A 15,544-nucleotide genomic window follows, 5' to 3' on the forward strand; every position below is an offset into this window, starting at 1 on the left:
GTCGATGACCGAGCGGAGTACAGGGCCCGGTCCGCGTCCGAAAGTGCCGCGCCTGCTCGAGAAGTACGAACTGGACGGACTGGGCGACGAACTCGAGGCGCGCTGGACCGATCCCGAAGAACGAACTGGGCTCCGAACGCTCGCGGATCGCTTCAACGAACGGCTTCTCGAAGCGGCGCTCGAGAGCGCGAACGTCGAACTGCTCACGGAGGACGTCGGTCACCTCTATGCGTTGCTCACCGAGGAAACCGGCAGCCGAGGCGAACAGTTACAGGCCAGGCGTCGACTCGAGCGAGCGGACGTCGACGTCGAGGCGCTCACCGATGAGTTCGTCTCCTACGGGGCGATTCGAACGTATCTGACGGCGTACCGCGACGCGTCGCTTCCCGAACCCACGCCGGAGGATGCTCGCCGGCGCGAACGACGGGCGATCGAGCGACTCCGCCAGCGGACGGTCGCCGTCACGGAGAGCAAACTCGACCGACTGTCCGAAGCCGACCGACTCGAGGTCGGGTCCCACCGCGTCCTCGCGACCGTCCAGGTCGTCTGCGAGGAGTGTCACGCCCAGTACGACGTGTCGAAACTGCTCGAGAACGGAGCGTGTGATTGTGACTGACGGGTGCCGTGGTCGCTCGTTCCGATGCGCGCTCGGTTTTCGCCGACGAACCTCTAACAGCGGTACCGCTGTTAGAGAATAGTCGTTCGTCGTACGGCGGCGAGTCCGGCGTGCTCCCGTCGTGATCGCTGTCGGTTCTCGCCTCCCCGTTCGCACCTCGAGGTGGCCCGAGCTCGTAACATCGTCTTACCACCCGAAGAACGGATTATTACTACCAGTACGATCCCCTTACAAAGGGAACAGTCCGAAGCGGCGGCCTCCCTCGAGCGAGGCGCAGCCTGTGGCTCGAACGAGAAACGAATGGACGTTCGGACCGCGGTAATTCGTGCTTGCGAACGACGTGCCGGTCGCGATAATTCGTGTGTGTCAAACGGTCTCGATCGCGACGGTCGGCATTCGTTCGGGGCCGAAGTCGCCGCCGAATATCCGCCGACCGACGCGTCTTCCCGTCCGACTCGACTCTCGTGACGTCGGCGGGTGGCTCCGGCTTTATTTTCGTGGCCGACGAACGTCGTTTCGGCGAGCGCCGCTCGCCGGAGACCGCTATGTCACGACACGTTCTCGTTCCGGTCGATGGATCGCCCCACTCGTTCGGCGGACTGGAGTACTGCCTCCGTTCGTTTCCCGACGCGACTGTCACTACGGCCTACGTCGTCGATCCGGCGGCAGATCACGAAGCGACAGTCGGATCGACGACGTCGGCCGAGGACGCGGCCGAGGCACACGGCGAACGCGTTCTCGAGCGAACGGTCGAGTACGCCGACGGCCGCGACCGCGAGGTGGAGACGGTGCTTCGAACCGGAACGCCACACACGGAACTCCTCGCGGTCGCCAACACGGACGTCGATCACGTCGTCATCGGCAGCCACGGCGAATCACCCCTCGTCCGGCCGTTTCTGGGCCGCGTCAGCGAGGCCGTCGTCCGGCGCGCGCCCGTGACGACGACGATCGTCCACGAGCCGGCGACGGCGGTCCGCGAGCGAGAGCTTCCCGGAACGGTGCTGGTCCCGCTCGACGGCTCCGAACAGGCGACCGCGGCCCTCGAGTACGCCCTCGAGACGTTTCCCGAGGCGGAGTTCACGGCGTTTCACGCCCTCGAACTCCCCTTCGATCGGCCGCAAGAGGAGGTGGAGGGGACGTACCTCGAAGCGATCCTCGACGACCGGGAGCGCCGCGCCGAGGAGATTTTCGACGCTGCGCGGGCGCTGGCCGACGAGTACGGCGTCGCGCTCGAGACGGCGACGGACAACGAGTCGCCGTCGAACGCGGTCGTCGACTACGCCGACGCGAACGATTTCGATCAGGTGATCATGGGGAGCCACGGTCGATCGCTCGCGGCGCGGCTGTTTACCGGGAGCGTCGCCGAACGGGTCGCGCGTCGCTCCCCGCGGACGGTCACGCTGGTCCGCGGGGCGCCGACAGAGGTGTAGCGCCCGGACGACAGCAGACGATTTCGACCGGGAACCGCCAGACGGAGGCGGATCGCGCCTCGAGAACCTGGAACCCTCCCTCGAGAAGCGTTTCGCGCAGGTAGATCGGGCGGCAGTCGGCGTACGTCGGCGCCAGTTTGCGGACTGTTTCGTACAACCGGACGATCGGGCCGTCGCCGCGTCGGGAGAGCGAAACCACGCACAGCCGGCCGTCGGGGTCGAGCACGCGTCGCCACTCCTCGAGGACGGGACCGAGAGCGGGCGTATCGAAGAGTTCGAGGACGAAACTCGAAAAGAGGGCGTCGAACGCGTCGTCGCGAAACGGCAACGTCGCCGCGTCGCCCGCGACCACGACGCCCGACTCGAGGCCGGCCTCGGAAAGCGCTCGACTCGAGACGCGACACATGCCGTCTGCGACGTCGATGCCGACGGCCGTTCCCGTCGGTCCGACGGCGTCGGCGAGGTCGACGAGGGCCCGGCCGGTCCCGCAGCCGATGTCGAGGACGCGCTCGCCAGGCTGCACGTCGAGGATTTCTAGTCCCGTCGCTCGCGCTTCGGCCTCGAACGGATCGGCGAGCGCGTCGTACCGGCCGCTGAGAAAGTCGTACCAGTCCCGCGCGGCCGTGGTCGGTCTCCGAACGCGGGCGATCGGCCCTGGCGGCTGCAGTGGATCGTCGCGGGCTCGAGGGTCGGTGGGACGATCGGTATCGGCGTCGTCGTCACCGTCACCGTTGCCGTCGTCGTCGATCATCGAGCCACCGGTCACTCGGCCGACGACTCCGCCTCGACCAGTTCGAACAGCGGATCGAAGTCGTCGGGAAGCTGGTTGCGAACCTTCTCGACGTTACCCGGCGGGACGACCTCAGCGACGACGGCGAACAGTTGCTGTGCGTGGTAGTTGGCGTCGGAGCGGTCGACACCCTCGCGGTCGGCAATTCGATCGAGAAACTCGTGGTAGTCGAATCGCTGTCCGTGGTCGGCCTCCGTCAGATACCGGTCGATCTCCATCGGCAAGGGGCTGGCGAGATCCGTCGCTTCGCCCTCGTGCAGTCGCTCGCCGAGCGTCGTCAGCACCGCTCGGCTCGAGCGGACGGCCTGCCCGAACTGCGCGTACTCGAGTCTGTGCTGGACCTGTCCGACGAATTCTTTGTAGTTCATGGCTTCGAGGTGTGATCGCGGTCGACCGACGCGGCGGGCGCTCGACGGAACGCGCCGAACCGTCGACCGATCGACGGTACGTCGTCGACCCAGATAATTCTGTGTGGCAGTTCCCGCTCGACCGCGGTTACTCGCGCTCGTGGGCCCACGTGGTGATCTCGTCGTAGTCGCCGGGAACGACCGGGCCGTCGAGGAGCGGATCGTCGGTGTCGACCATCCACTCGTGAAGCTCCCGGGAGAGGTCGCGGCGCACGTTCTGGTAGGTCGGCTCGAAGACGACGTTGTCGTCTTCCTGCGGGCTCTCGTGGAGGTCGTACAGCTCCTCGTACGGTCGGGGCGGCACGCCGTCCGTCTCGCGAACCATCCGTCCCGCTTCGCTGGCGAAAATGTCCTTCGTGAGGTACACCGCGGGCAGGTGCCAGAAGTTCCGGACGTACTTGTACCGCTCCGTCCGGATCGCGCGAACGGGGTTGTACATGTCGTGCCAGGTCATCTCCGCGAAGAGTCGCTCGCGTTCGCGGTACTCCGCCCCGTCCGAGAGCAGCGGCCGAAAGCTGCGGCCGTCGAGGTCGTCCGGAACGTCGACGTCGACGTACTCGAGCAGCGTCGGCAACACGTCGACGTTGCTCAGCAGTTCGTCGTACCTGACGCCGGCGTCGATCCCCGGCCCGCGCACGAGCAACGCGGCTTCGATCCCCGGGTCGTAACAGCTTCCCTTGGCGCGGGGAAAGGCGATCCCGTGTTCGGTCGTGAAGATGACGAGCGTCTCCTCCGCGAGGTCGTTTTCCTCGAGTGCGTCCAGCAACGTGCCGACCGCGTCGTCGACGTCGTAGACCATGCCGCGCATCTCTGCCAGATCGTGTCTGATCCCCCGTCGGTCGGGCAGGTACGGCAGCGGCCGAACGTCGTCCGGATCGTCGGTCTCGTAGTGGTCGCTGTCGAAGCCGAACCGGCCGTTTTCCTCTTCTACGCGGTGGAGTTCGAACAGTCCGATCGACGCGAAAAACGGCGACTCGTACGAGCCGCGTTCGAGAAAGCCCGAGACGACCGACGCCACGTTCCGCGCCCGGTTGGCCTGGTGGACCGTCGGCGAGACGCCGGGGTAGAGGTTGCCCTCGGAGTGGACGTAGTCGTAGCCGAGCCGGTCGGTGTCCTGCGAGATGTGCTGGAGGCCGAAGAGGTGGGTCTCGTAGCCGGCGTCGCTCAGGTACTGGGGCAGGATTCGCTCGCCCTCGTCGAGTTCCCAGTCCCCGTGTGCGAGCCCCATCAAGCCGTTGACGTGGGGGTATCGACCGGTCAGCAGGCTCCCGCGACTGGGCGAACACTGCGGCGCCGTCACGAAGTGGTTCTCGAACAGTGCGCCGTCAGCCGCGAACTCCTCGAGTCGCGGCGTCTCGATGTCGACGCCGTAACAGCCGAGGTAGCGGCCGAGATCGTGACACGTAATCAGGACAATATTCGGGCGTGAGACGTCCATCGAGGGTACCGACCACGACCGCGCTGATAACGGTTTGGTACTCGCGGATACCGACCAGTTCGGACGGCGACACGACGGTGCGTTCGAGCGCTGGTCGACCGGCGCCCGCTCACTCGAGCGTGCGGGCCGTCACCACCGGCACGGACGCGTTCGGCACCACCCGCTGGGAGACGCTCCCGACGACGAGTCGCTCGAGGTTCGATTTGCTCTCCGTCCCCATCACCAGCAGATCGACGTCGGCGTCGTCGACGTACTCGAGCACGACGTCGGTCGGTTCGCCGCGTTCGACCGTTCCCGTCGTCTCGAGTCCGCGGTCGGCGGCCCGCTGGGCGACTCCGTTCGTCGTCCCCTCGCCGTGGCGTTCGAAGGCCTCGCGGAGGTCGTCGTCCGTCGCGTCGACCGCATACAGCGAGTGGAGTCGCGCGTCACAGGCCTCGGCGAGTCCGAGCGCCTGATCGGTCGCCGCCGCCGATCCGCTCGTGCCGTCCGTCGAGAGGCAGATGTCGTCGATGTGCTCGCCGTCCCACGACGCGTCGGCGCCGACCGTCAGTACGGGCCGACGGGCGTCCCGAATCACCTCGAGGGCGACGCTGCCGAGCAGCGCCTGACGGAGTCCGGTTCTGCCGTGCGTGCCGACGACGACCGCGTCGACGTCCGCGTCGTCGGCGTAGGCCAGAATCTCGCTCGCCGGACGCCCGACCCGGACGGTCGAATCGGCCTCGCAGCCGGCGTCGCGGGCCCGATCGGCGACCGATTCCGCCTCCGCGCCGCGCCGTTCGCGTCGCTTCGCTTTGTCGCCCCGTCGGCTCTCGACGACCGAGATAACGTGTACCGTCGACTCGAGCGCTCGAGCCATCGTGATCCCCGCCGTCGCCGCGTTCGTTGCGACGTCGCTGCCGTCGGTCGCGATGAGCACGTCGTCGTACATACGTCTACGTCTACCGGGCACGCTCTTCGTTCTATCGGCAACTATCCGCGAGCGGGAAGACGGCCCCGGAGACGACGCGGACGTCACTCGAGCGCGTCAGTCCTCCGGTTCGTCGCCTGCAGTTCCCGATCCGCCTTCCGGCGTGGCTTCGGGCTGCGGGCCGCCGCCGGTCTGTGCTTCCTGGGCGTCGCCCCAGCCGCCGGCGTCGACGACCTCGAACAGTTTCCCCCAGTTCTCGTCGGCCCGGTCCTCCGGTAACTGATCGCGCAGTTGCTGGAAGTCCGACGGGGGGACCTGCGACGCGACGAAGTCGACGACGATCCGCGAGTGATAGGCCGCCTCGGACAGGTCGGTCCGCTCGCCCTCCCGTTCGCTGACGCGGGCGTTGAACTCCTGCCAGTCGAAGCGCTGTCCGTGTTCGTGGACGGCGCCGGTCATGTACCACTTGATCTCTAAGGGAAGCGACGCGGCGAGGTCCTCGGCCGCGCCCTCCGGGATCCGTTCGCCGAGCGTCATCAGCGTCGCCCGGATCGCGCGAACCGTTCGACCGGTGTCGGGAAACTCGAGTCGGTGCTGTACTTCGCCGGTGAACTCGTCGAAGTTCATGGCTCCCGCTTCGCCGAGCGAGTACGTCAACGTGTGTGGTACCGGTCGGCAATCGAGAGTGTCGCGGCTCCCGTTCAGTTCGACCGTCCTCACGCCATCGCGTCGGCGAACCAGTCGGCCGCAGTCGCAGCGACCTCCTCGAGTTCGCCCTCGGCCTCGAAGAGGTGTCCCGCGCCGTCGACGACGTGCAACTCGCTTTCGCAGGGCAGTCGCGTGCGAGCCTCGCGGTTGTACTCGAGCACCTGCGTGTCCGCGCCGCCCACGATGAACAGCGTCGGTGCGCGGACGTCCGCCAGCACGTCGGACGCCATATCGACGCGCCCGCCGCGTGAGACCACGACGTCGGTGTCGTCTCGGCGGCGCGCCGCCGCTCGGAGCGCGGCCGCGGCGCCCGTGCTCGAACCGAAGTAACCCAGGCTCGCGTCCTTCGTTCCGTCTCGCGCTCGCAGCCATTCGGTAGCCGCGACGAGCCGGTCGGTCAGTAACGGGATGTCGAACCGGTTCTCGCGGTGGCGGTCCTCCGGTTCGGTGAGCAGGTCGAACAGCAGGGTCCCGAGCCCGCGGTCGCGGATCACCTCCGCGACGTAGTTGTTGCGCGGGCTCTTCCGACTGGAGCCGCTGCCGTGTGCGAAAACGACGACGCCCGGGGCGTCCGGCGGAACCTCGAGTGCACCCTCGAGGGGGACGGTCGCGTCGTCGACCGGAATCGTGACGTGACTACTGGTCTCCCGTGTCATAGGTTCTCCACATCTCGAGTCGCCTTGAGCGCTGGGGTGGTCGCCTCGAGGACGCCACACCCCTCCCGTTATATGATTCCCCGCAGCGTGGAGTGAACCGGAACGATGGACGGAGCTCGACGATTCGACAACCGAACCGACGCGGGGAAACGGCTCGCCGAGACCCTCCGCGAGCGGGGCGTCGAAGCGGACCTCGTACTCGCCGTCCCGCGGGGCGGATTGCCGCTCGGCCGCGCGGTCGCCGACGCGCTCGAGGTGCCACTCGATATCGTCGTCGCGAAGAAGATCGGCGCGCCGGGCAATCCGGAGTACGCCGTCGGCGCCGTCGCGAGCGACGGGAGCGTCTGGCGAAACGAGGTGGCGATCGACGGCACGCGAACCGACGAAGCGTACGTCGAGGAGCGCCGGGAGGCCGAAGCGGAGCGTGCCCGTCGGAAAGCGGATCGCTATCGCGGCGGCCGGCCGGCGCCCGACCTCGGCGGAAAGACGGTCGTCGTGGTCGACGACGGCGTCGCGACGGGATCGACCGTCAGAGCCTGCCTCGCGCAACTCGAGAATTCCGACGCCGACCGGGTCGTCCTCGCGGTGCCGGTCGGCCCGCCCGACACGATCGCGGACCTCGAAGGGCAGGTCGACGACGTAGTCTGCCTCGAGACGCCGGCGAATTTCATGGGTGTCGGGCAGTTTTACGCGAACTTCGGGCAAGTCTCCGACGAGGAGGCGATGGCCTACCTCGACGACGGTGATCGCGACTAGAGGGATTGCTATCATTATGTATCGGCGATCGCCGACCCCGTTCTGGCGGTCAGCGGTAATCGAGTACAGTAAGCCGTATGAACGTCGCTGTACGCCCGTTTTGCCGACGACGCGGCGCTCAGTGTCAACTCTGTTCAGGTAAAACGAACGTTCGCATTCGAACACAGTGGGAACGACCCGCGGGTATTTTATCGAGACCGACGAAGGAGGACGTGGAGAACACGCGGCGTCGACGCACAGGGTATCGACCGACCGTACAACTCAGATCCATGAATATCGAAGCCATCGTTTCCCAGGAATACGTCGAATTCACACCGGATACCACCGTCTCGAAGCTCGTCGGAACGTTCGCCGATTCGGACGTCGAGGGCGTCGTCGTCCGCGGCGACGAGTTCGAGGGCGTCGTGACGCGACGACAGCTCGCCTCGTCTCACCGCCAGCCCGACGAAAAGCTCGGCTCGCTGGTCTGGCACGTGCCGCGGCTGGCGCCGGACGAGGACGTCCGGACGGTCGCGCAGCTGATGCTCGACAGCGACTCGCGACTGCTGCCCGTCTTCGAGGACCGCGAGCTAGTCGGCGTCGTCACCGCCGATGGCATCCTCGAGGCCGTGGCGCCGTACCTCGAGGCCGCGACGGTCGCCGAAGCGGCCACTCGAGAACTCGTCTCGCTCGACCCGGATTCGACCCTGGGAACGGCGCTCAACCAGTTCCGTAACAATCGAATTACCCACCTGCCGGTCGTCGAGGACGACGCGGCCGTCGGCATCCTCAGCCTGTACGACGTGACCGGCCTGACGGTTCGCGCGGAAGTCCAGAGCCAGGGTGGCGACGCCGCCGGCGTCGATCCGTTCGGCGGCGAAATTTCGTCCAGCACCGCTCGCGCGCGCCGCGGCGGGTTCGGCGCCCGCGAGGGGGAGTCCGCGCGGATGCTCGACCTGCCGATCCGCGACGTGATGTCGTCGCCGGTCCGGACGATCCAGCCGTCCGAAACGCTCGAGACCGCCGTCGAGGAGATGTTCGAGATCGACGGCTCGGCGCTGGTCGTCACCGAGAACGGCTCTCCACACGGCATCGTCACCAAGACGGACGCTCTCGAGTCGCTCACGTGGGAAGCTGGCGGCAACCGCGGCGTCCAGCTCTACGGCGCGAACCTGATCGACGACGCGACGTACGACGAAATCGTGGCGATGGTCGACGGCTTCGACGACAAGGACCACGGCATGTCCGTATTAGACGCGAAGATCCACCTTCACGAACACGACGAGAAGCGACGCGGGACGCCCTTGCTGCTCGCGCGCATCCGGTTGCACACCGACCGCGGCCTGTACGTCGCCTCCGGCGAGGGGTTCGGCGCGAGCCAGGCGCTCAACGAGGCCAGAGACATCCTCGAGCGACAGATCCGCGACCGGAAGACCTACGGACGGACGAAGAAGCCGCCGAGCGAGGAGTTCTGGGAGAAGCGGTTCGGCTGGCTGCTCGAGGCGTAAGCCGATTCCCGGAGCGCACCACGAACCCCGTTTCGGTCTCGCGTTCTGCGCCTGGACGGGTGCGACGTCCGCCACCCCCACGAGCCGGGAACGCACCCGACAGTATTTATGACTCTCCGGCTAACGCGTCCGTATGCACGTTCTGGTTCCACTCGACGACTCGGATCCCGCACGAGACGCACTCGAACACGCCATCGAGACCTATCCGGACGCCGAGATTACCGCCCTCCACGTCCTCAACCCGCCGACGGCGCTCTACGGCGCCAGCAGTCAGTCCAGCGTCGATCGACTTATCGATCTCGAGGAGTCGGCCGCCGAGGAGCTACTCGAGTCCGCAGAGCAACTGGCCGACGAGCACGATGCGTCGGTGACGACCGAGTTGCTGGTCGGCTCGCCCGCCCGTGCGATCGTGTCCTTCGCGTCGGAGAACGACGTCGACCAGATCGTCCTCGGGAGCCACGGTCGCTCGGGCGTATCCCGGGTGTTGCTGGGGAGCGTCGCCGAGAGCGTCGTTCGACGGGCGCCGGTCCCGGTGACGATACTCCGGTAGTCGACGAAACTGGCCGCAGACGGCGGCTTCGAGCGGTTGATTCCGGTGATCGGGTCCAGAGCGATTGCGCGGAGGCGCGGATCAATCCCGGACGAACTTTCACCGCGTGGGAAGACGATAGAAGTATATCAGTTCCTCCGTCGACCATCGAACCAACGACAATGACCAAGTGCCAGATCGTCGACGGTGCGGAAGCCGTCCGCTGTTCGTGCGAGGTCGACGAGCTCTTCCGGCTCCTCGCAGACGCGCGCCGTCGCCGCGTCGTTGCCGCGCTCCAGCGAGCCGAAACCGACCGGATCGATATCGAGACCCTCCACCGGCGGCTCGCTGAAGACGGCGAAACCGACGACGCGGCCGACTACCGACTCGACCTTCACCACGTCATCGTCCCGATGCTCGTCGACGCGGGGGTCGCCGACTACGACGACCGCCGTGGAACGGTCCACTACGCTAACTGCGAGTTGGTTTCGCGCCTCCTCGAGCTGGCCGAGTGACCGGCTCGATCGGTGCCAGCGTATTATCACCGTTCGCGTCGAACGGCCTCCACCGACGATGACCGACACCACGTTCGGCCACCTGACCGAGGAGACACTCGCGCTGTTTACCGACCTCTACGAGTTGCGGATGATGCAGGCGGCGTTCAACCAGGGGCACAATCCGAACGCGACGTTTAGCCTCTTCGTCCGCGACCTTCCGAAAAACCGTGGCTACGCGGTCGCCGCAGGCCTCGAGCAGGCGATCCAGTACGTCGAAACGCTCGAGTTCGGCGAGCGCGCCCTCGCGTTCCTGACTGAGCAGGGGTTCGACGAGGGCTTCCTCGAGCACCTGGCCGACTTCGAGTTCTCCGGCGAGATACGTGCGCTGCCGGAGGGAACGCCGGTGTTCGCGAACGAGCCGCTGCTCGAGGTCACGGCGCCGCTGCTGGAAGCGCAGTTGCTCGAGACGGCGCTGATCAACCAGGTCGGCTACCAGTCGCTGATCGCGACGAAGGCGAGTCGAATGCGCGACGTGATCGACCGGAGGGGTGACGACCAGCGGCTCGTCGACTTCGGCTCGCGGCGCGCCCACGGCACCGACGCGGGGATCAAGGCCGCGCGAGCCGCCTACGTTGGCGGGTTCGACGCGACGTCGAACGTCGCGGCCGGCGAGGCCTTCGGCGTTCCCGTTTCGGGAACGATGGCTCACTCGTGGGTCCAGAGCTTCGAGCGCGAGCGCGAGTCCTTCGAGACGTTCGTCGACGAGTACGGCGACGAGAGCGTGTTGCTGATCGACACCTACGACACCGTTCGGGGCGCCGAAATCGCCCGCGACGTCGCCGCGGCGTCGGGCGTCGATCTGGCCGGCGTCCGCCTCGATTCGGGTGATCTGGCCGCGCTCTCGAGGGACGTCGACGAGATCATCCCGGACGTCGACAAGTCCATCTCCTCGGGAATCGACGAGTACGCGATCGCCGACTTCTTCGAGCGAGACGGCGTCGCTGACGGGTTCGGCCCGGGGACCGCGCTGGTAACGAGTACGGACGCGCCGGCGGTCGAGGGCGTCTACAAACTCGTGGCCGTCGAGCGCGACGGCGAGATGCGACCGACGATGAAGCTCTCGGCGGGAAAGGTCACCTATCCCGGCGCGAAGAGCGTCCGCCGGACCGAGTCGGACGGACGGTACGCCGGCGACGTGCTGGGCCTGTGCGAGGAGGACTGTCCGGGCACCGAACTATTGGTGACCGTCCTCGAGGACGGCGAGCGCGTCGTCGATCTTCCGGCCCTCGAGACGATCCGAGAGCGCGCACGCGAGCGGCGACGGAAACTTCCCGAGCGCCACCGACGGATCGACGATCCCGACCCCTACGAGGTTCGTATCAGCGACGGCCTCCAGCGGTCGACGGAAGATCTGCGAGAGACGCTCGAGTCGCGGGTCGCCGCTGACTCCAGCGGCGACGGCGCGTGACGAGCGGCAGTCGCGTGTCGGGGAGACGCTCGAGCGCGAGACTGTCGTCGGATTCGGACGGTGTGAGCTTTTTTCTCCGCGTCCGTCGTCGACGCCGGTATGGCGACTGACGAACTGCAAGCCTACGGCGTACGCGAGATGAGCGACGACGAGATCGAGGCCTTCCTGTCCGTACAGACGACCGGCGTCCTCGGTCTCCCCGACGACGCTGCTCCGTACCTCCTTCCGATATCGTACGGCTACGACGGCGATCGTCGACTCTACTTTACGTATCTCGAAGGTGCGGGGAGTCGAAAGACGACGCTGAGCGAACGGGCGGACGCCGCGAGTTTCCTGTGCTACGCGGTCGATACGCTATACAACTGGGAGAGCGCCCTGCTATCGGGATCGCTGAATCGCGTTCCCGAATCGTCGTGGGACGAGATCGACGACCACCTGGCGGACGTCTGGCGCCCCGCGCTCCTGGAGGACGCGACCCTCTCGGGTGAAGTCAGCGTCTTCGAGTTCCGGGTCGACGACTGGACGGGGCTCAAACACCAGGGACTTCCGCCGGCCCTCGAGCCGTCGTCGGAGTAACGCGCGGCGTTGCTATCCGACCGTCAACACCGGGACCGGCGACCGGCGAACGACGCGAGCGGTGGTGCTGCCGAGCAGTCGACCCGTTCCGATGGTTCGTCCGCGCGTTCCCATCGCGAGCAGGTCGGCGTCGGCGCCGTCGGCGTACGCGAGCAGTTCGTCGGTCGGATCGCCCCGTTGGACGGCCGTCGTCGCCGAGAGTCCGCGGTCGCGGGCCATCGACGCTAGTTCGTCCGTCGCGTTCTTCCCGCCCTCGGTGAGCAGTCCGACGATGCTGCGCGGCGCGTCCTCGAGCGTGTACGTCGTCGTGTCGACGATGTAGACGACGTGGACGTCGGCATCGTACCGCGTAGCGAGGTCTATGGCGCGCTCGGCGGCGCGTTCGGCGGCGTCGCTACCGTCGGTCGGGATGACGATCCGATCGTATCCGTCTTCGCCCGGATCCGCGGTCGTCCCGTCGTCCGCGAGGCCAATCGACAGCACCGGGACGTCGGCGAGCGTCAGCACCCGTTCGGTTGTGCTCCCGAGTCGGGCGAGATCGGCGCCGGTCCGGCCGCGAGTTCCCATCGCGATCAGGTCCACGTCGTGTTCGTCGGTGTACGCGAGGATCTCCTCGTGGGGCGTTCCCTCGCGAACCGCTCGAGCGGCATCGAGGCCGCGTTCCTCGGCCCGATCCGTGATTCGGATCGTCATCTCGCGGCCGCGGTCTCGAGACGCGTCGGCGAGTTCGTCCCGGTCGTCGGCAGACAGGGCCGCCGAACCGTTCGGCGCGTCGACGACCGAGAGCGCGTGGACCGCCGCGCCGTAGGTCGTCGCCAGTTCGATCGCGTGATCGATCGTCGCTTCGGCGCCGGGACTACCGTCCGTGGGGACGAGTATCGTCTCGAGCATACCGGCCCTTCGACGCGGATCCGTATCAAGCCTCCCCCTGTCTTCTGTCTCCTACTCGCCCGGCCGATGCTCGTTCCGGGTGACTCGAGCCAGTTTCCGTCCGGAACGCGGCGGGCGGCCCGTCGAACGGCGCCGCCCGTTCACCCGGTCCGCCGGCTACGCCGGGTCGTCCGTGTAGAAGGTGTCGTGCGGATCGAGCGCGGCGACGCGGGGAGGCGACGGCTGGCGGACGACGAACACGTCGTACTCTTCCTCGTCGGCGAGGTGGACGCCGACGCTGGTCAGCGGCGTCACGACGCGGCCGACGTTGTCGCTGCCGAGGAAGACGACGCTCGGCTCCTGCTCGAGAACCAACTGCTCGATTCGGTTCGCGAGTCGCGCCTCCGGTGGGAACTCGCGGATGCGCTCACATTCGTAGGCCGCCTCCGGCGCGAGTTCCCGGACTCGCTCGCGGAGCGTCTCGACGACGGCGTCTACGTCGTACGGCTCGCCCTCGTCGATCCATCCCTTCCGCCGAGCGTAGCCGTTCCGTTCCGGAATCACGGAGACGGCCACGACGGATTCCTCGAGGGCGGCGCTGTACTCGACGGCCCTCACGAGGGCCGCCTCGGCGAGTCTCGATCCATCGAACGGCACGACGAACGTCATACCAGCCGTTCTACCCCGCGCACAATAACTTCGAGGGACGTCGTCTCCGCCGGATGCCGTCCGTCAGTATCGACGGGCTCGCTGGGATGTGGTCTGGACGTGGTGTCAGTAGTCCGGTTCGTTCGAGGTGCTCGAGTCGAACGCCACCGTGGCTGAGTGCGTCGACTCGAGCGAGACAATGCCGTTCGCGGCCGCCGAATAGACAGTTGAAGAACACATTTGCTCGTCCGGTGAGGAGATAATCTGTCGTTGAATGAATGGGTCTTTTACGCTCGTATGGTAGTAACGGAGCTAGAAAAGAACCACCATATACTGGGTGCGCTGGCAAGCGGTCCATGAAACGGCACCGTATCGAACACATACATGACGGTATTCAAACACACCCAAGCAAGCGGATCGGACGCGCTCCGCCGGCCGCCTCGTGGTGGCAGACGAAACGACACCGACCACTCTCTCCGGTGGTAGACGGGCCAATCTCTGTGACGAAGACGGGCCGACGTCGTCGTGATGGCGCATCCGCGGTCGTCACGCAACTGTCGCGAGACGGCGGGATCACAATCCCTCCGAGAAACCGAAGGCAGACGTTACAACGCGTCGACCGATTCCAAAATAGCGTCTCTCACTCGGATTCGACGGTAATGTCTCCGACCTGCGTCGCTTCGTGGTACGTACAGATGTACGTCGTCATCTCCTCGGTGGCGACGACGCCCTCGAGCGTCGTCTCTTCGCCTTCTTCTTCGACGTCTTCGCTCTGGTAATCATCGACGATATCACCGTCTTCGTTGCGGATCTCTAAGTTGTGCGTGATGCCGTCGCCGTTGACCCACCTGAAGTCGTACTCCTGGCCCTCGATGAGCGTAAGCGTCGGATTCTCCGTGCCCTCGAGGAACTCCGGTTCGATTCCGCCCCAGTGTTCGACGACGCCCTCGAAGTAGAACTCGTCGACGTCTTCCCAGTCTGCGTCCTCGAGACCGTTTTCCGCTCCGTTATCGTTCTCTTCGTCTTCGTCGCCAGGACCGGCGCAACCGGCGAGTGCCGTCGTGCCCGCGACGCCAGTGCCGATCAGTACCGTTCGTCGAGTGTACCGTTCGCTCTCCGTCATGACACTGAACCCACTCCTCCGACAGTAATAATGGTGTTTTGGCGGTTCGAGAGACAGTCACGCGATACTGTGTGCGAAACCGAAGGACGGTCGCGCGGCCACTATCAGGCGGTCAACACCGGTCGATCGGTGTATCGAACGACGCGCTCGGCGACGCTGCCGATTTTCCCCGGTCGCTCGTGGCTCTGTCCCTGAAAGCCGAGCACGATCAGGTCGGCGCCGACCTCGTCGGCCGTCTCGCGAATCTCTTCCCAGGGACGGCCGTGACAGACGGTCGACCCGTACTCGAGTCCGACGTTGTCCACCCGACTGCCGAGTTCGTCGAGCATCGCTGCGCCCTGATCCTCGAGGCGATCGAGGACGAGTTCGGCGCTGCTCAGGGCCGGTTCGCCGTATCGATGGGTCTCGACGCAGTACAGCGCGTGAACGTCGGCGCCGTACCGTTCGGCGATCGCCAGCGCGTGTTCGACCGCTCGGTTTGCCGGATCACTACCGTCCGTTGGAACGAGGATCGTCTCGTACATCGGTGCATCGGTAGCAACGTCGAAAGCTGCCAAATAGCTTGTACCGTGTTCGCTGATAGGTTTCATAGCGACCCGAACACGACACGTTTGCCCGAGGTGGGACCGCGTGGGACC

The 15,544-nt window shown here is 66.4% G+C and carries 18 protein-coding genes; 8 read left to right on the forward strand and 10 right to left on the reverse strand.

Annotated features, from left to right (window positions below; all coding sequences use genetic code 11):
* Positions 1-4: 4 nt before the first annotated feature.
* Both rdfA and C493_RS06660 read left to right on the forward strand, forming a co-directional pair.
* A complete protein-coding gene (gene rdfA / locus C493_RS06655; protein ID WP_049889180.1) occupies positions 5-616 on the forward strand; it encodes a rod-determining factor RdfA in 612 nt (203 codons plus the stop codon).
* Between the two features lie 545 nt (positions 617-1,161).
* On the forward strand, positions 1,162-2,046 hold the full coding sequence (locus tag C493_RS06660) for a universal stress protein (RefSeq protein WP_049889188.1): 885 nt from the start codon (positions 1,162-1,164) through the stop codon (positions 2,044-2,046).
* Here C493_RS06660 and C493_RS06665 read toward each other — a convergent pair.
* The 6 genes from C493_RS06665 to C493_RS06690 all read right to left on the reverse strand — a co-directional run bounded on the left by C493_RS06665 (position 2,012) and on the right by C493_RS06690 (position 6,952).
* Positions 2,012-2,797 (reverse strand): class I SAM-dependent methyltransferase, encoded by a 786-nt coding sequence (locus tag C493_RS06665; RefSeq protein ID WP_083912379.1) that lies wholly within the window; start codon positions 2,795-2,797, stop codon positions 2,012-2,014. The two genes, C493_RS06660 and C493_RS06665, sit on opposite strands and share 35 nt — an antisense overlap.
* A gap of 11 nt (positions 2,798-2,808) precedes the next feature.
* Positions 2,809-3,204: a DUF2267 domain-containing protein gene (locus tag C493_RS06670; RefSeq protein WP_007258658.1), complete on the reverse strand. Its 396-nt coding sequence runs from the start codon at positions 3,202-3,204 to the stop codon at positions 2,809-2,811.
* 127 nt (positions 3,205-3,331) lie between these two features.
* Entirely contained in the window at positions 3,332-4,681 is a 1,350-nt protein-coding gene (locus C493_RS06675) for a sulfatase family protein (RefSeq protein WP_007258659.1), read from the reverse strand.
* A gap of 109 nt (positions 4,682-4,790) precedes the next feature.
* Positions 4,791-5,609: a universal stress protein gene (locus tag C493_RS06680; protein WP_007258660.1), complete on the reverse strand. Its 819-nt coding sequence runs from the start codon at positions 5,607-5,609 to the stop codon at positions 4,791-4,793.
* 96 nt (positions 5,610-5,705) lie between these two features.
* Positions 5,706-6,215, reverse strand: a complete 510-nt coding sequence (locus C493_RS06685) for a DUF2267 domain-containing protein (protein ID WP_049889190.1) — start codon at positions 6,213-6,215, stop codon at positions 5,706-5,708.
* An 89-nt stretch (positions 6,216-6,304) separates the two neighbouring features.
* Positions 6,305-6,952, reverse strand: a complete 648-nt coding sequence (locus tag C493_RS06690) for a dienelactone hydrolase family protein (protein ID WP_007258662.1) — start codon at positions 6,950-6,952, stop codon at positions 6,305-6,307.
* A gap of 105 nt (positions 6,953-7,057) precedes the next feature.
* Between C493_RS06690 and C493_RS06695 the strand changes: the two genes are divergently transcribed.
* The 6 genes from C493_RS06695 (at position 7,058) to C493_RS06720 (ending at position 12,265) form a co-directional block, all read left to right on the forward strand.
* Entirely contained in the window at positions 7,058-7,708 is a 651-nt protein-coding gene (locus C493_RS06695) for a phosphoribosyltransferase (RefSeq protein WP_007258663.1), read from the forward strand.
* A 269-nt stretch (positions 7,709-7,977) separates the two neighbouring features.
* Positions 7,978-9,195, forward strand: coding sequence for a CBS domain-containing protein (locus C493_RS06700; RefSeq protein WP_007258664.1), 1,218 nt, complete (start codon positions 7,978-7,980; stop codon positions 9,193-9,195).
* A 133-nt stretch (positions 9,196-9,328) separates the two neighbouring features.
* On the forward strand, positions 9,329-9,745 hold the full coding sequence (locus C493_RS06705; RefSeq protein WP_007258665.1) for a universal stress protein: 417 nt from the start codon (positions 9,329-9,331) through the stop codon (positions 9,743-9,745).
* Between the two features lie 161 nt (positions 9,746-9,906).
* On the forward strand, positions 9,907-10,239 hold the full coding sequence (locus C493_RS06710; protein ID WP_007258666.1) for a DUF7344 domain-containing protein: 333 nt from the start codon (positions 9,907-9,909) through the stop codon (positions 10,237-10,239).
* A gap of 58 nt (positions 10,240-10,297) precedes the next feature.
* Positions 10,298-11,689, forward strand: a complete 1,392-nt coding sequence (locus tag C493_RS06715) for a nicotinate phosphoribosyltransferase (protein ID WP_007258667.1) — start codon at positions 10,298-10,300, stop codon at positions 11,687-11,689.
* A gap of 99 nt (positions 11,690-11,788) precedes the next feature.
* Positions 11,789-12,265 carry a pyridoxamine 5'-phosphate oxidase family protein gene (locus C493_RS06720; RefSeq protein WP_007258668.1) on the forward strand — a complete coding sequence of 159 codons (477 nt, stop codon included), beginning with the start codon at positions 11,789-11,791 and terminating at the stop codon, positions 12,263-12,265.
* A 12-nt stretch (positions 12,266-12,277) separates the two neighbouring features.
* Here C493_RS06720 and C493_RS06725 read toward each other — a convergent pair whose 3' ends face one another.
* The 4 genes from C493_RS06725 to C493_RS06740 form a co-directional block, all read right to left on the reverse strand.
* On the reverse strand, positions 12,278-13,156 hold the full coding sequence (locus tag C493_RS06725; protein ID WP_007258669.1) for a universal stress protein: 879 nt from the start codon (positions 13,154-13,156) through the stop codon (positions 12,278-12,280).
* A 156-nt stretch (positions 13,157-13,312) separates the two neighbouring features.
* On the reverse strand, positions 13,313-13,804 hold the full coding sequence (locus tag C493_RS06730) for a universal stress protein (protein WP_007258670.1): 492 nt from the start codon (positions 13,802-13,804) through the stop codon (positions 13,313-13,315).
* A 619-nt stretch (positions 13,805-14,423) separates the two neighbouring features.
* On the reverse strand, positions 14,424-14,906 hold the full coding sequence (locus C493_RS06735) for a hypothetical protein (RefSeq protein ID WP_007258671.1): 483 nt from the start codon (positions 14,904-14,906) through the stop codon (positions 14,424-14,426).
* A gap of 104 nt (positions 14,907-15,010) precedes the next feature.
* Complete coding sequence (locus C493_RS06740; RefSeq protein ID WP_007258672.1) at positions 15,011-15,430, reverse strand: universal stress protein; 420 nt, start codon at positions 15,428-15,430, stop codon at positions 15,011-15,013.
* Positions 15,431-15,544: the final 114 nt, after the last annotated feature.

This window comes from Natronolimnohabitans innermongolicus JCM 12255 (genome assembly GCF_000337215.1).
Taxonomy (GTDB): domain Archaea; phylum Halobacteriota; class Halobacteria; order Halobacteriales; family Natrialbaceae; genus Natronolimnohabitans; species Natronolimnohabitans innermongolicus.

Bases quoted from the DNA above. Each gene is read 5' to 3' on its own strand.
- rdfA (WP_049889180.1), top strand. From the start codon at position 5: ATGACCGAGCGGAGTACAGGGCCCGGTCCGCGTCCGAAAGTGCCGCGC.
- C493_RS06660 (WP_049889188.1), top strand. From the start codon at position 1,162: ATGTCACGACACGTTCTCGTTCCGGTCGATGGATCGCCCCACTCGTTC.
- C493_RS06665 (WP_083912379.1), bottom strand. From the start codon at position 2,797: ATGATCGACGACGACGGCAACGGTGACGGTGACGACGACGCCGATACC.
- C493_RS06670 (WP_007258658.1), bottom strand. From the start codon at position 3,204: ATGAACTACAAAGAATTCGTCGGACAGGTCCAGCACAGACTCGAGTAC.
- C493_RS06675 (WP_007258659.1), bottom strand. From the start codon at position 4,681: ATGGACGTCTCACGCCCGAATATTGTCCTGATTACGTGTCACGATCTC.
- C493_RS06680 (WP_007258660.1), bottom strand. From the start codon at position 5,609: ATGTACGACGACGTGCTCATCGCGACCGACGGCAGCGACGTCGCAACG.
- C493_RS06685 (WP_049889190.1), bottom strand. From the start codon at position 6,215: ATGAACTTCGACGAGTTCACCGGCGAAGTACAGCACCGACTCGAGTTT.
- C493_RS06690 (WP_007258662.1), bottom strand. From the start codon at position 6,952: ATGACACGGGAGACCAGTAGTCACGTCACGATTCCGGTCGACGACGCG.
- C493_RS06695 (WP_007258663.1), top strand. From the start codon at position 7,058: ATGGACGGAGCTCGACGATTCGACAACCGAACCGACGCGGGGAAACGG.
- C493_RS06700 (WP_007258664.1), top strand. From the start codon at position 7,978: ATGAATATCGAAGCCATCGTTTCCCAGGAATACGTCGAATTCACACCG.
- C493_RS06705 (WP_007258665.1), top strand. From the start codon at position 9,329: ATGCACGTTCTGGTTCCACTCGACGACTCGGATCCCGCACGAGACGCA.
- C493_RS06710 (WP_007258666.1), top strand. From the start codon at position 9,907: ATGACCAAGTGCCAGATCGTCGACGGTGCGGAAGCCGTCCGCTGTTCG.
- C493_RS06715 (WP_007258667.1), top strand. From the start codon at position 10,298: ATGACCGACACCACGTTCGGCCACCTGACCGAGGAGACACTCGCGCTG.
- C493_RS06720 (WP_007258668.1), top strand. From the start codon at position 11,789: ATGGCGACTGACGAACTGCAAGCCTACGGCGTACGCGAGATGAGCGAC.
- C493_RS06725 (WP_007258669.1), bottom strand. From the start codon at position 13,156: ATGCTCGAGACGATACTCGTCCCCACGGACGGTAGTCCCGGCGCCGAA.
- C493_RS06730 (WP_007258670.1), bottom strand. From the start codon at position 13,804: ATGACGTTCGTCGTGCCGTTCGATGGATCGAGACTCGCCGAGGCGGCC.
- C493_RS06735 (WP_007258671.1), bottom strand. From the start codon at position 14,906: ATGACGGAGAGCGAACGGTACACTCGACGAACGGTACTGATCGGCACT.
- C493_RS06740 (WP_007258672.1), bottom strand. From the start codon at position 15,430: ATGTACGAGACGATCCTCGTTCCAACGGACGGTAGTGATCCGGCAAAC.